Source organism: Kitasatospora indigofera (assembly GCF_014655955.1).
In the GTDB taxonomy this organism is placed as follows: Bacteria; Actinomycetota; Actinomycetes; order Streptomycetales; family Streptomycetaceae; genus Kitasatospora; species Kitasatospora indigofera.
Genome location: NZ_BNBO01000030.1, coordinates 59,834 through 73,863, shown reverse-complemented (window position 1 = coordinate 73,863; position 14,030 = coordinate 59,834). Strand labels below are relative to the sequence as shown.

Here is a 14,030-nt window from a genome sequence, read left to right as displayed (position 1 = left end):
ACGAAAGGCAGGGGCACCCGGGCGGCCGGCCCATCCCCGGGGGCCGCCGGGAGCGGTAGCGTCGAAGGCATGAGAACTTCCGCTCGACGCTCCCGGGCGACGGTGCCCGCCGCCCTGCTGGCGGTGCTGCTCGGGCTGCTGCTCCTGCTGGCCCCGGCCGCCACCGCCGCCGGCGGCCTGGACGCGGCCGCGTCGGCCCTGAAGCAGAACCAGGTGTACGTCGACCCGGCGATGACCGACCGGTTCAGCCAAAGCCAGGCCGACGCGCTGGCCGCGAAGATCAGGGCCGCCGACAAGCCGATCTTCGTGGCGGTGCTCCCCGCCACCGACGAGTTCGCGCCGACGACCGTCTTCACGGACCTGCGGACCAAGGTCGGCGTCGTCGGCACCTACGCGATCTGGCGCGGCGACCAGTTCCTCGCCCGCTCGGACCCGGCCGCGCTCTCCGGTGCGGCCGCCGCCCGGATCGCCGGCGCGGCCCTCCGCTCCCACCCGGGCGACGTGAACGGCACCGTCAACGACTTCGTCGACCAGGCCTCCTCGCAGGTCAGGGGGCACGGTGTGGCCTCCGGCGGCAGTGGCGCCGGCAGCGGCATGTCGGCCGCCTCGGTGGTCGTCCCGCTGGCGCTGCTGGCACTGGCCGGCGGCGGCGTCCTCCTGCTCCTGCGACGCTCGAAGAAGCGCCGGGATCAGCAGCGCCGGGCGGAGCTGGAGCAGCTGCGGCTGGTCGTGGACGAGGACATCACCGCCTTCGGCGAGGAGCTCGACCGGCTCGACTTCAGCCCGGGCGCGCCCGACGCGGACGACGAGCAGCGCACCGACTACGCGCACGCGCTGGACTCCTACGAACGGGCCAAGCGGACCATGGACGCGGCGGCCGGCCCGGCGGACGTCCAGCCGGTCACCGAGGCCCTGGAGGACGGCCGCTTCGCGCTGGCCACCCTGGCGGCCCGGCGCGAGAAGCTGCCGTTGCCCGAGCGCCGGCCGCCGTGCTTCTTCGACCCCCGCCACGGTCCGTCCGTGCAGGACGCCGACTGGGCGCCGGGCGGCGGGGCCACCCGGACCGTCCCGGTCTGCGCGGCGGACGCGGCCCGGCTCGCGGACGGCCGGGACCCGGACATCCGGACGGTGCCGACCGCCCGGGGCCCGCAGCCCTACTGGAACGCCGGCCCGGCCTACGGCCCCTGGGCGGGCGGCTACTTCGGCGGGTACGGCGGCGGGCTGCTGCCGGGCCTGCTGGTCGGCACCATGCTCGGCTCGGCGATGGGCGGCGGCCAGGCCTGGGCCGCGCCCGGGTACGGCGGGGACGGCGGCGGCTACCAGGGCGGCGACTCCTCCGGCGCGGACTTCGACCCCGGTGACTTCGGCGGGTTCGACGGTGGCGGTGGCGGGGACTTCGGCGGCGGCGGGGACTTCGGGGGCGGTTTCTGACCCGCGGCGGCCGTCCGCCCTACGGGGAAGCCGGCCGTGGCCGGGCGGTGGGGAGCGGACCGGCCGGCCGGCTCAGAAGCCGAAGTCCTGGGTCCACCAGGGGCCGCCGGAGCCGGTGTGGACACCCACGCCGAGCTTGGTGAACTGGCAGTTCAGGATGTTGGCGCGGTGGCCCGGGCTGTTCATCCAGGCGGTCATCACGGCCTCGGCGGTGGCCTGGCCGCGGGCGATGTTCTCGCCCCCGAGGTTGCTGATGCCGGCGGCCTTGGCGCGGTCCCAGGGAGTGTGGCCGTCCGGGTCGGTGTGGTCGAAGAACCCGCGCGCGGCCATGTCGTCGCTGAAGGCCGTGGCGAGCGCGTCCAGGCGCGCGTCCGCGGTCACCGGCGCGCAGCCGGCCGCCTTGCGCTGGTCGTTCACCAGGGCGAGCACGGCGGCGGCCGGGTTGGCCGCCTTGGTGCTCGGGCTCGCGGTGGCGGTCGGCTTGGCCGTGGCGGTGGGGCTCGGCCTGGGCGCGGGCGCGGTGGTGGCCGGGCTGCTCGGCGCCGCGGTCGCGCCGGGGGCGGTCGCGGTCGGCGAGGCGAGCGGTGAGCGGGCCTCTCCGCGGTCGGCGGCCGGGGAGGCGTCCGCCCGGGTCACGCCGGCGCTCGGGGACGGCGTCCCGGCGGCCGTGGCGCCGTTCGGGGAGGCGTCGGGGGAGGAGGCGCCGGGCGTACCGGTGCCGTCGGGGGAGAGCGCCTCCAGGGGCGCGTCACCGGCCACCACCGCGGCGTCCGGGGCGGGCAGGACGCCACTCACCACACCGCCCGCGCCGGCCGCGAGGGCCGTGGCGCAGATCGCCAGCAGTCCGCCTGTGCGGCGCCGGCGCTTCTGCTGCGCGGCCGCCCGGGCCTGGCGCCGGCCCGCCCGTCCGGCGGGCTGCTCGTCCTCGGCCGGTCGCGCGCCGCGTGCGTGTCGTGCCATCGCGCTGAACCCCTCCCGAAACTGTGAGCGATCGGTGAGGACTCTAGGGCATGGCGGCTGTGACGGGAGAGGAAGGGCGGAGAAGGAGAGGTGTGGGAGGGGTGAAACCGCCCGGGGCGGTGACCCGGCGCTCCGGATAGGCTCGCCGTCATGCATGGTCGTGACAGCAACGAGCCCGTACGGGCCACCGTCTGGGTACGGGGCCGGGTGCAGCAGGTCGGCTTCCGCTGGTGGACGCGCGCCCGGGCGCTGGAGATCGGTCTGACCGGCTACGCGAGCAATCTCGGCGACGGCCGGGTGCAGGTGGTGGCCGAGGGGCTGCCGGCCGACTGCGAGCAGCTCCTCGCACTGCTGCGCGGACCGGACACGCCCGGCACGGTCACCGGGGTCACCGAGATCTGGACCGCCACCGGCGAGGGCTACGAGGGCTTCGCGATCCGCTGATCCCACCGGTCCGGTGATCGTACCGATCACTCCGGTCACCCGTCCGGAGCACGCCCTCACCAGGCCGGAGGCCGAAGTTGCGGGGGCTTCGGCAACTGCCGGTGTCGTGCGGTTGCCATCTGGGCAGACTCGTGGTTGACTCCGCATCGAGCAGTGATCCACCGGACGCCGGTGGGTCCGCCCGAGACCGCCCGCAGGGCCGCCCGGCGTGACAGTTCCGCCGTGCAGGTGACAGGGCCGTCGTCGCTTGCGGTGATCGTGTTGACCCGTTCCGTCTTTGGTGAGACGCTGGAAGCCCGCGCACACGACCGCGTTTTCCCGGTAGGCGCATGCCCCTGTGAGCCCAGCTCACAGTGGTTGTTCCGTAGTGCCCAGCCAGCACTGCCGGTGGCGCGACGCGCGTGCGTCTTCCCTTCCCCCTAGACCCATACCGCACAGGTTCGGTCACTCAGCGTGGAGGACCACTCATCATGGCAAAGGCGCTTCTCGGGTACGTCGGCGGCCCCGACCCGCGAATGCTCTCCGAGATGCGACGGCTTCAGCAGCGCGTCCAGGACCTGGAGTCCGAGCTCATTCGGATGCAGGCCGAGAACGACGCTCTCATCGCTGTCGCGGACGAGCACTCGCTGCTCAGCAGCATCGATCTGGATCAGCGCGAGCCGGCACTCACCTGATCATCGCCGTACCCTCGTCGATCGACGCTGTTGTGCACTGAGCTCCCGTAAGGGACGCAGCTTGCAAGGGACGCCCTGACCGGCGTCCCTTCGTCGTCCTCGACACCCTTTGCCGACCATCTTGCCCTCCTCCGCATGCCTGAAACCCTCCCCGCACCACGGCCGGATACAGTCGCAGGCCGGGGGGTCTGGCGAGTGCGGAGGAGAGCCGGCGCGTGCACCTGAAGAGTCTGACCCTGCGCGGTTTCAAGTCCTTCGCCTCCGCCACCACCCTCCGCTTCGAACCGGGGATCACCTGCGTGGTCGGGCCGAACGGCTCCGGCAAGTCCAACGTGGTGGACGCGCTGTCCTGGGTGATGGGCGAGCAGGGTGCCAAATCGCTGCGCGGCGGGAAGATGGAGGACGTCATCTTCGCCGGGACGAGCGGGCGCAGTCCGCTCGGCCGGGCCGAGGTCAGCCTCACCATCGACAACACCGACGGCGCCCTGCCCATCGACTACGCCGAGGTGACGATCACCCGGACGATGTTCCGCAACGGCGGCAGCGAGTACGCGCTCAACGGGGACACCTGCCGGCTGCTCGACATCCAGGAACTCCTCTCCGACTCCGGCATCGGCCGCGAGATGCACGTCATCGTCGGGCAGGGCCGGCTGGACTCCGTCCTGCAGGCCGACCCGACCGGCCGCCGGGCCTTCATCGAGGAGGCCGCCGGCGTCCTCAAGCACCGCAAGCGCAAGGAGAAGGCGCTGCGCAAACTGGACGCGATGCAGGTCAACCTGAACCGCGTCCAGGACCTGGTCGGCGAACTGCGCCGCCAGCTGGGCCCGCTGGGACGCCAGGCGAAGATCGCCCGCCGGGCGGCCGGCATCCAGGCCGACCTGCGCGACGCCCGGCTGCGGCTGCTCGCGGACGACCTGACCGGCCTGCGGCACGCCGTCGAGGCCGAGATCGCGGACGAACTCGCGCTGCGGCTGCGGCGCTCCACCGTGGAGCAGGAACTCGCCCGCGCCCAGCAGCGCGAGGCCGTCCTGGAGGCCCAGGTCGAACAGTTGGGGCCCCGCTTGGAGGCCGCCCGGCAGACCTGGTACCAGCTGTCCGCGCTGACCGAACGGGCCCGGGGCACCATCGGCCTGGCCGAGGCCAGGGCCCGGCACGCGGAGGCGGGCGGACAGGCCGAGGAGCGGCGCGGCCGCGACCCCGAGGAGCTGGAACGCGAGGCCGAGCGCGTCCGGGAGGAGGAGGCCGCGCTCGCCGAGGCTCTGGAGGAGGCCCGCTACGCGCTCGCCGAGGCGGTCGAGACCCGCGCCGCCGTCGAACGCGAACTCGGCGAGGAGGAGCGCCGGCTGAAGGCGGCCGCGCGCGCCGTCGCGGACCGGCGGGAGGGCCTCGCCCGGTTGCAGGGGCAGGCCGCCGCGGCCCGCTCCAGGGCGGCCGGCGCGGAGGCCGAGATCGGACGGCTCGCCCTGGCCAGGGACGAGGCCCTGGTCCGGGCCGAGGCCGCCGACCAGGAGTTCCACGGGCTCCAGGAACACGTCGACGAACTCGCCCGGGGCGACGAGGACCTGGAGGAGGCCCAGCAGGAGGCCCGGACCGGGCTCGCCGCGATCGACCGCGAACTCGCCGACGCCCGGGACGCGGCGGGCGCCGCCGACCGCGAGCGGGCCGCGACGACCGCCCGCCGGGACGCGCTGGCCCTCGGCCTGCGACGCAAGGACGGCAGCGGCGCCCTGCTCGCCGCCGGCGGGGAGGCGGCCGGCGTGCTCGGCCAGGCGGCGGCGCTGCTGAAGCCCGAACCGGGCTACGAGGTGGCGGTCGCGGCCGCTCTCGGCGCCGCGGCGGACGCGATCGCCGTGGACGGCGTGGAGGCGGCGGTCCGGGCCCTGGACCTGCTGCGCGCCGAGGACGCGGGCCGGGCCGCCCTGCTGATCGCCGGCCGGCCCGGCCTCCCCACGCCGGGCGGGCCGTCGGACCAGGCCGAGGCCGGGGAGCGGCCCGGCGGACTGCCGGCCGGCGCCCGCCGGGCGGCCGACCTGGTGGCGGCGCCGCCCGGCCTGCAGCCGGCCGTCCGGCGGCTGCTGGCCACCGCCGTGGTGGTCACCGGCCTCGACCAGGCCCGGGAACTCGTCCGGGAACATCCGGAGTTGACGGCCTTCACGCTCGACGGCGACCAGCTCGGGGCCGGCTTCGCCCAGGGCGGCGCGGCCGGGGCGCCCAGCCTGCTGGAGACCCGGGCGGCCGTCGACGAGGCCGACCGGGCGATCGAGGAACTCTCCGTCCGGTGCGGTCGGCTGGGCGAGCGGCTCGCCGACCTGACCACCCGGCGGGCCGACGCGGCCGCGGAGACGGAGCAGCTGGCGCTCCGCGCACGGCGGGCGCAGCAGGAACGGGCCCAGGTGGCCGGGGCCCTCGGCCGGCTCGGCGGACAGGCCAAGGCCGCCGCCGGCGAGGCCGAACGGCTGGCCGCCGCGGCCGCCCGCGCCGAGGAGGGCCTGGAGCAGGCCACCGCGGCCGCCGAGGAGCTGGCCGGCCGGCTGGCCACGGCCGAGGAGTCGGCCGGCGCGGACGACCAGGAGCCCGACAGCACCGAGCAGGACCGGCTCGCCGAGGCCGCCGTCCGGGCCCGGCAGACCGAACTGGAGACCCGGCTCTCGGTCCGCACCCACGAGGAGCGCGTCCGGGCCCTGACCGGCCGGGCCGACCAGCTGGACCGCTCCGCCCGCGCCGAGCGGGAGGCCCGGGCCAGGGCCGCGGCCCGGCGGGAGCGGGCCCGGCACGAGTCCGCGGTGGCCGGCGCGGTCGCGGCCGGCACCCGGCAGCTGCTCGCCTGCCTGGAGATCTCGCTGGCCAGGGCCGCCGCCGAACGTGACGAGGCCGAGCAGGCGCGCGCCGCCCGGGAGGGCGAACTGCGGGCCGGCCGCGAGCACGGCCGGGAGCTCAAGGCCGAACTCGACAAGCTGGTCGACGCCGGCCACCGGGACGAGGTGCTCCGGGCCGAGAAGCGGCTGCGGATCGAGCAGCTGGAGGCCAAGGCCCTGGACGAGTTCGGCATCGGGTCCGGGGAACTGCTGGCCGGCTACGGGCCGGGCGTACCGGTACCGCCCGGGGTCCCCGAGGAGGGCCAGGAGCCGGGGGAGCCCCGGCCGTACGTCCGGGCCGAGCAGGAGAAGCGGCTGCGGGCCGCCGAGCGGGCGTACCAGCAGCTGGGCAAGGTCAACCCGCTGGCGCTGGAGGAGTTCGCGGCCCTGGAGGAACGCCACCAGTTCCTCGGCGAGCAGCTGGACGACCTCAAGCGCAGCCGGCGCGACCTGCTGGAGATCGTCAAGGACGTGGACACCAGGGTCGAGCAGCTGTTCACGGCCGCCTACCACGACACGGCGGCGCAGTTCGAGGGCGTCTTCTCCCGGCTCTTCCCCGGTGGGGAGGGGCGGCTGGTGCTGACCGACCCCGACAACATGCTGACCACCGGCGTCGAGGTGGAGGCCCGCCCGCCGGGGAAGAAGGTCAAGCGGCTGTCGCTGCTCTCCGGCGGCGAGCGGTCCCTGACGGCGGTGGCCCTGCTGGTCTCGATCTTCAAGGCGCGACCCAGCCCGTTCTACGTGATGGACGAGGTCGAGGCGGCGCTCGACGAGACCAACCTGCGGCGGCTGATCGCGATCATGGAGGAGCTGCGGGAGAGCTCCCAGCTCATCGTGATCACCCACCAGAAGCTCACCATGGAGTCCGCCGACGCGCTCTACGGCGTGACCATGAAGGGGGACGGCATCTCGCAGGTGATCAGCCAGCGCCTGCGGGCGGTCCCGGCGCCCGGCCGCGGGGCCGGGGGAGAGTCCGCCGGGCGGGGGAGCGCCGCGCCGGGGCGGCCGGCCCCGGCGGCGGGCGGGGACTCCTGAGACGGCCGGGCCCCCGGGGCCGGGCATGTGCCGCTTCCGAGGGCCCGTCGCGGATACTGGGAGGGTTGTGACTCCTCCCCCTCGCCCGCGAGGGGGGCTGCGCACTCAGCCGACCGACGACGTCGGGCCGGCCGGCCACGACCGCCGCCGAGGGGCGGTGGTCAAGCAGTGAAGCGGCGGCGCTCCGGCCCGCCGGGCGAAGGATCACCAGCACTCCCGGCCTCACGGACGGGCACCCAGCGAAGGAGTTAGATGTGGAATTCGTGATCCTTGCCGTGGTCATCGCGGTGGCCGTCATCGGCGCGATCGCGGGCCTCGTCGTCAGCGGGAGGCGACGCAAGGAGCTGCCGCCGAAGGCGACGGCACCGGTCATCACGGCGCCGAAGGCCCCGGCCGAGCCCGCGCCCGAACCCCAGGTGGGGGACGAGGCGGCGCCACCGGTCGAGGCCCCGGTCCAGACCGTCGAGGAGGTGGAGCTCCCGCCGGTCGCCGAGATCGAGGAGCTGCCGGCCCTCGAAGTCCCCGAGCCGACCGCCGGCCGCCTGGTCCGGCTGCGCTCGCGGCTCTCCCGCTCGCAGAACTCGCTCGGGAAGGGCCTGCTCACGCTGCTCTCCCGGGAGCGGCTGGACGAGGACACCTGGGAGGAGATCGAGGAGACCCTGCTGGTCGCCGATGTCGGTGTGAAGCCCACCCAGGAGCTGGTCGACCGGCTGCGCACCCGGGTCAAGGTGCTCGGCACCCGCACGCCCGCCGAGCTGCGCGGCCTGCTCCAGGAGGAGCTGGTCCAGCTGATCGGCGAGGACACCGACCGCACGCTGCACACCGCCCGGCACGAGGACGGCCGGCCGGCCGTCGTGCTGGTGGTCGGCGTCAACGGGGTCGGCAAGACCACCACCTCGGGCAAGCTCGGCCGGGTCCTGGTGGCCGACGGCCGCAAGGTCGTGCTCGGTGCGGCCGACACCTTCCGCGCCGCCGCCGCCGACCAGCTGCAGACCTGGGGCGAGCGGGTCGGCGCCCGGACCGTCCGCGGGCCCGAGGGCGGCGACCCGGCCTCGGTCGCGTTCGACGCCGTCAAGGAGGGCATCGCCGAGGGCGCCGACACCGTCCTGGTGGACACCGCCGGGCGGCTGCACACCAAGACCGGCCTGATGGACGAGCTGGGCAAGGTCAAGCGGGTCGTCGAGAAGCACGGCCCGGTCGACGAGGTGCTGCTCGTGCTGGACGCCACCACCGGCCAGAACGGCCTGGTGCAGGCCCGGGTCTTCGCCGAGGTGGTCGACATCACCGGCATCGTGCTGACCAAGCTGGACGGTACCGCCAAGGGCGGCATCGTGATCGCGGTCCAGCGCGAGCTGGGCGTCCCGGTCAAGCTGATCGGGCTCGGCGAGGGCGCGGACGACCTGGCGCCCTTCGAGCCGGCCGCGTTCGTCGACGCCCTGATCGGTGACTGACCCGACCTGATCGGCGACCGACCCGACCGACGCCATGGCCGGCCGGGCGGGCCGGAGCCTCGCGGCAGGGGCCGCTTTCCCGGGAGACCGGGGGAGCGGCCCTTCGTCGTACCCGGGGTGTCGCGGGAGCGGCCGGGGCCACGCCGGCCGGTCGCGTGGCCCGGCGGTCTGGCCCGGCGGTCCGGCCGGGCCGGTCCGGGGACGGTCAGGAGGCGAGCCAGGCGGGCTCGGAGCTGCGCTCGCGGCTGCGGTGGCAGGCGTACGCGAGCGTGCCGAGCAGCAGGCGGGCCTCCGGCGGACAGCCCGCGTTGTCCCGGGTGGGGCGGCGGAGCCAGCGGACCGGGCCGAGGCCGTCGAGGACGGTCGGCGGCGCGGCGACGTGGCCGCCCTCGCCGTGGCAGGCCAGGTCGAGCGCGGCGTCGTCCCAGCCCATCCGGTACAGCAGGTCGGGCAGCCGGCGGGCGGCGCCGGCCGCGACCAGGAACTGCAGGCGGCCGGTCGGCGGGGCCAGCACCGGGCCGACCTGGGTGCCCATCCGCTCCAGCCGGACCAGCGCCTGCAGCCCCGCCTGCTCGGGCACGTCCAGCACGTCGAAGGCCCGCCCGGTGGGGAGGAGGACGGCGCTCGCGGGGCCGGGGCGCCCGTCGGCCGTCGGCCCGTCCTGGTGCGGTGCGCCCCGGTGCGGCCCGTCCGGGGTGGCCGGGGCGCCGGCGGCGACCGCCCAGCCCCAGCGTCCGGTGTACTCCGCCGCCGCCTGGAACGCCGCCGCCTGGAACGCGGTGGCGCGGGTGCGGCGCCGGGTGCCGCGTGGTGCGAGCCGCAGGTGTCCCAGTCGAAGATCGCCGAACAGGTTGTCCATGCCTCCCCCAACAGGTTCTCGTTGCCGGTGGTTACGGGATCGTGACGTCGGGTGGATCGTCCGATGTGGTGCGAGTGGTGCGGGGGCGGCGCGCGGCTTACGGCGTGCGCCCGTTCGTGCGGCGCGATCGCGGAGTCGCCTTGCGGCGGCCGCCGCGGATGCCGGATCGTCGGGTGCGAGCGCGCCCCCGGTGCGACCGGGGTGGCAAACTCACCTGGGGCTGCTGGTGATTGCCGTGCTGATCGGGATATCTCGGGTGACTTGGCGGCCCGCATATGCCGGGCGGGCCGGAGTACCAGTGAAGCGTGTGCGGACTGCGCATAGTTCACCCGTGGGGGTGGCGAAAGGTGGCGTTTCCCCGGCGATGCTCCCCCGGATGGTCGAAAGAGCGTTACGTTCAGCTCGCCGAGCACGGCGGAGTGTCCGCTCCGGCCCTTCCGGGGGCGGGAGTTGGGACTCCGGCAGCCGGTGCGAGGTGCTTGAACACCAGTACGACGACGCAGGATGACGCACGGGCAGGACACCGGACCGGCCCGGCGGCGCACAGGAGGACCGCACCCGGATGAGACAGCATCCGGTGCGCGAAACAGCGGTACGAGCGAGCACCTCGGCGGTACGGACAGGTACGGCACGTCTAGGAATCGCCCGCGACCGTCGGGCATCACGAGCGGGGCCCCGTGGGCGGGGCCGGGCGGGATGGGGACGTTCCCATGGCAGAGAAGCAACCCAACGAGAAGCTGGCCTCGTGGTTCGGCCGGAGCGGCTGGTCCAAGGGCGAGTTGGCCCGGCAGGTCAACCGCCGGGCACGCCAGATCGGCGCGCACCACGTCTCCACCGACACCTCACGGGTGCGTCGCTGGCTCGACGGTGAACAACCCCGCGAACCCATCCCGAAGATCATGTCCGAGCTGTTCTCCGAGCGCTTCGGCTCGGTGGTCTCGATCGAGGACCTCGGCCTGCGCGCGATCGTCCCGGTCTCCACCGTGGGCGGCGGCGTCGACCTGCCCTGGAGCGCCCCGCAGACCGTCCAGTTGATCAGCGAGTACTCGCGCAGCGACCTGATGCTCAACCGGCGCGGATTCCTGGGCACTTCGCTCGCCCTGACGGCCGGTGCGGCGCTGATCGAGCCGATGCAGCGCTGGCTCACCCCCGGCCCCGGCGGCGCCCCGACCCCGATCCTGGCCGCCGCCAACGGCGGCGAGCCGTTCAGCGGCCGGCTGTCCGAGCCCGAGCTGGAACTGCTGGAGCAGACCACGGTGACGTTCCGCCAGTGGGACGCCCAGAACGGCGGCGGCCTGCGCCGCAAGGCGGTGGTCGGCCAGCTGCACGAGGTCACCGACCTGCTGCAGGAGAGCTACCCCGAGCAGACCACCCGGCGGCTGTTCCGGCTCACCGCCGAACTCGCCCACCTCGCCGGCTGGATGTCCTACGACGTCGGCATGCACCCCAGCGCGCAGAAGTACTACGTGCTCGCGCTGCACGCCGCCAAGGAGGCCGGCGACCGCCCGTTCGGCGCGCTGATCCTCACCGACATGAGCCGGCAGATGATCCACCTGAACCGCGGCGAGGACGCCCTGGAGCTGATCCACCTCGCCCAGTACGGCAGCCGTGACACCGCCACCCCCAAGCAGCAGTCCCTGCTGTACGCGATGGAGGCGCGCGCCTACTCGACGATCGGCGAGGTCAACCGCTGCGCCCGGGCCGTCCGGCTGGCGGAGGACACCTTCACCGACATCCGCGAGGGCGACAACGACCCGGACTGGCTGAAGTTCTTCTCGGCCGCCGAGCTCAACGCCGAGAACGCGCACTCCTACCGCGACCTCGCCTACCACTCCAGCCGCAGCGACCTGTACGCCTCGATGGCCGCGCCGGTGATGGAGCGGGCGGTCGACCTGTTCCGCCAGGACGACGACCACGTCCGCTCGTACGCCTTCAACCTGGTCGGCATGGCCAGCGTCCACCTGCTGCAGAACGAGCCCGAGCAGGCCGCCGTGATGGCGGAGCAGGCGGTGGACATCGCCACCAAGGTGCGCTCGGAGCGGCTCAACACCCGGGTCCGCAAGACCTCGGAGGCCGCCAACCGCAACTTCAAGGGCGTGCCCGGGGTCAGCCGGCTGGCGGACCGCGTGGTGCAGGAGATCCCGGAGTTCGCCTCGGCCGTCTGACCCGCCCCGGACCGCCCCTCGGCCCGCCGTGCCCGTCCCGGTGGCCGGCCCCGGCCCGCCCGCCCCCGTCCGGGCGGGCGGGCCGGGGCCGTTCGGGCACGGCTGCGGCGCGGCGACCGTAGAGTTCCGGCCACCGGGACCCGTCCGGCGGGCCGCCCGGCCGGCCCCGGGGGCCCGGATCCCCACGGTCGGTGATCGCCTGGGCACGTCCGGTGCTGTGCGGCCGTACGGTAGCCCATCTTCTGTCATGGCACGGCCGTAGTTCACGTCGGTGTAACCCGCGCGTTCACGTCGTCACGGGTGCGAAACACCGAGCCGCATCGGCCGAAACCGTACTTCGACACTCTCCTCTTCATCGCCGACACCCCGGGTGGCACGGGACAGGTATCCCGCGGGTGGAGCGGCATTCATTTACGAGGAGACGCCGATGCCGGACGGCTTCAGCGCAGGCGATACCGCCTTTGTGCTCATCAGTGCGGCCCTGGTCATGTTGATGACCCCGGGCCTGGCCTTCTTCTACGGAGGCATGGTCAGGGTCAAGAGCACGCTCAACATGCTGGTCATGAGCTTCATCTCGCTGGCGATCGTCACCGTGCTCTGGGTGCTCTACGGCTACAGCCTGAGCTTCGGCCCGGACGCGGGGGCGGGCCTGATCGGCAACCTGGACTTCCTGGGGATGCAGGGCATCGGCCTGAACGACCTGACCGGCACCATCCCGGTCACCACCTTCGCGGTGTTCCAGCTGATGTTCGCGATCATCACCCCCGCGCTGATCAGCGGCGCGATCGCGGACCGGGCCAAGTTCGGCGCCTGGGCACTGTTCATCGCCCTCTGGGTGACGGTGGTCTACTTCCCCGTCGCGCACTGGGTCTTCTTCTTCGACAAGGGCAACGGCGGCTGGCTCGGCGACCGCAACGGCGTGATCGACTTCGCCGGCGGTACCGCGGTGCACATCAACGCCGGTGTCGCGGGCCTCGCGCTCTGCCTGGTGCTCGGCAAGCGGGTCGGCTTCAAGCGTGACCCGATGCGCCCGCACAGCCTGCCGCTGGTGATGCTCGGCTCCGGCCTGCTGTGGTTCGGCTGGTTCGGCTTCAACGCCGGCTCCGCGCTGGCCGCCAACGGCGTCGCCTCGATGGCCCTGATCAACACCCAGATCGCCACCGCCGCCGCGGTGCTCGGCTGGCTGGTCTACGAGAAGCTCAAGCACGGCGCCTTCACCACCCTCGGCGCGGCCTCCGGCGCGGTCGCCGGCCTGGTCGCCATCACCCCGGCCTGCGGCTCGGTCAGCCCGCTCGGCTCGATCGCCATCGGCCTGATCGCCGGCGCCGCCTGTGCCGCCGCGATCAGCCTGAAGTACCGCTTCGGCTTCGACGACTCGCTCGACGTGGTCGGCGTGCACGCCATCGGTGGCGCCATCGGCTCCCTCCTGGTCGGCCTGTTCGCCACCGGCACCGTCGGCCAGACCGCCAAGGGCCTGTTCTACGGCGGCGGCTTCGACCAGCTCGGCAAGCAGGCGATGGGCGTGGCAGCGGTCGCCGTCTACTCCTTCGTGGTCTCCTGGCTGCTCGGCCAGGCGATCCACAAGACCATCGGCTTCCGGGTCACCGAGGACGTCGAGGTGGCCGGCATCGACCAGGCCGAGCACGCCGAGTCCGCGTACGACTTCAGCGCGATGGGCGCCAGCCTGTCCCGCGCCACCCCGGCCCCCGCCGGGAAGACCGAGAAGACCGCCGAGAAGACCGAGGTTGGCGCCTGATGAAGCTCATCACCGCGATCATCAAGCCGCACCGGCTGGACGACGTGAAGGCCGCACTGCAGGCCTTCGGGGTGCACGGTCTGACCGTCACCGAGGCCAGTGGCTACGGCCGCCAGCGCGGCCACACCGAGGTCTACCGGGGCGCCGAGTACACCGTCGACCTGGTGCCGAAGGTCCGCATCGAGGTCCTCGTCGAGGACGACGACGCGGAGCAGCTGATCGACGTCCTGGTGAAGGCCGCCAGGACCGGAAAGATCGGCGACGGCAAGGTCTGGAGCGTCCCCGTCGAGACCGCCGTCCGGGTCCGCACCGGGGAGCGCGGGCCCGACGCCCTCTAACATTCACATCGATCACTCACGCGGACCTGCGGCCGGCTACCGGCCGCAGGTCCGCTGACGGC

The 14,030-nt window shown here is 74.1% G+C and carries 10 protein-coding genes; 8 read left to right on the top strand and 2 right to left on the bottom strand.

Annotated elements, in window-relative coordinates; all coding sequences use genetic code 11:
- The first annotated feature begins 69 nt into the window (after nucleotides 1-69).
- Nucleotides 70-1,431, top strand: a complete 1,362-nt coding sequence (locus tag IE329_RS23950) for a hypothetical protein (protein ID WP_190213024.1) — start codon at nucleotides 70-72, stop codon at nucleotides 1,429-1,431.
- A 72-nt stretch (nucleotides 1,432-1,503) separates the two neighbouring features.
- On the opposite strand, the gene IE329_RS23945 is transcribed toward IE329_RS23950, so the two are convergent.
- A complete protein-coding gene (locus tag IE329_RS23945; protein WP_190213023.1) occupies nucleotides 1,504-2,391 on the bottom strand; it encodes a CAP domain-containing protein in 888 nt (295 codons plus the stop codon).
- 150 nt (nucleotides 2,392-2,541) lie between these two features.
- Between IE329_RS23945 and IE329_RS23940 the strand changes: the two genes are divergently transcribed.
- The 4 genes from IE329_RS23940 to ftsY all read left to right on the top strand — a co-directional run bounded on the left by IE329_RS23940 (nucleotide 2,542) and on the right by ftsY (nucleotide 8,850).
- Entirely contained in the window at nucleotides 2,542-2,835 is a 294-nt protein-coding gene (locus tag IE329_RS23940; protein ID WP_190213022.1) for an acylphosphatase, read from the top strand.
- 470 nt (nucleotides 2,836-3,305) lie between these two features.
- On the top strand, nucleotides 3,306-3,509 hold the full coding sequence (locus IE329_RS23935; protein WP_073925999.1) for a hypothetical protein: 204 nt from the start codon (nucleotides 3,306-3,308) through the stop codon (nucleotides 3,507-3,509).
- 215 nt (nucleotides 3,510-3,724) lie between these two features.
- The gene (gene smc, locus IE329_RS23930) at nucleotides 3,725-7,399 is read left to right on the top strand and encodes a chromosome segregation protein SMC (protein ID WP_190213021.1); all 3,675 of its coding nucleotides are present in this window, start codon (nucleotides 3,725-3,727) and stop codon (nucleotides 7,397-7,399) included.
- Between the two features lie 254 nt (nucleotides 7,400-7,653).
- The gene (gene ftsY / locus IE329_RS23925; RefSeq protein ID WP_190213020.1) at nucleotides 7,654-8,850 is read left to right on the top strand and encodes a signal recognition particle-docking protein FtsY; all 1,197 of its coding nucleotides are present in this window, start codon (nucleotides 7,654-7,656) and stop codon (nucleotides 8,848-8,850) included.
- A gap of 205 nt (nucleotides 8,851-9,055) precedes the next feature.
- Here the strand turns inward: ftsY and IE329_RS23920 are convergent, their stop codons facing one another.
- Nucleotides 9,056-9,709 carry a bifunctional DNA primase/polymerase gene (locus tag IE329_RS23920; RefSeq protein WP_190213019.1) on the bottom strand — a complete coding sequence of 218 codons (654 nt, stop codon included), beginning with the start codon at nucleotides 9,707-9,709 and terminating at the stop codon, nucleotides 9,056-9,058.
- Between the two features lie 677 nt (nucleotides 9,710-10,386).
- Here IE329_RS23920 and nsdA point away from each other — a divergent pair.
- The 3 genes from nsdA to IE329_RS23905 all read left to right on the top strand — a co-directional run bounded on the left by nsdA (nucleotide 10,387) and on the right by IE329_RS23905 (nucleotide 13,968).
- Nucleotides 10,387-11,874 carry a transcriptional repressor NsdA gene (gene nsdA, locus IE329_RS23915; protein ID WP_373311270.1) on the top strand — a complete coding sequence of 496 codons (1,488 nt, stop codon included), beginning with the start codon at nucleotides 10,387-10,389 and terminating at the stop codon, nucleotides 11,872-11,874.
- 427 nt (nucleotides 11,875-12,301) lie between these two features.
- Nucleotides 12,302-13,630: an ammonium transporter gene (locus tag IE329_RS23910; RefSeq protein ID WP_190213017.1), complete on the top strand. Its 1,329-nt coding sequence runs from the start codon at nucleotides 12,302-12,304 to the stop codon at nucleotides 13,628-13,630.
- A complete protein-coding gene (locus IE329_RS23905; RefSeq protein WP_073925993.1) occupies nucleotides 13,630-13,968 on the top strand; it encodes a P-II family nitrogen regulator in 339 nt (112 codons plus the stop codon). Before IE329_RS23910 ends, IE329_RS23905 begins: the two co-directional genes overlap by 1 nt.
- Nucleotides 13,969-14,030: the final 62 nt, after the last annotated feature.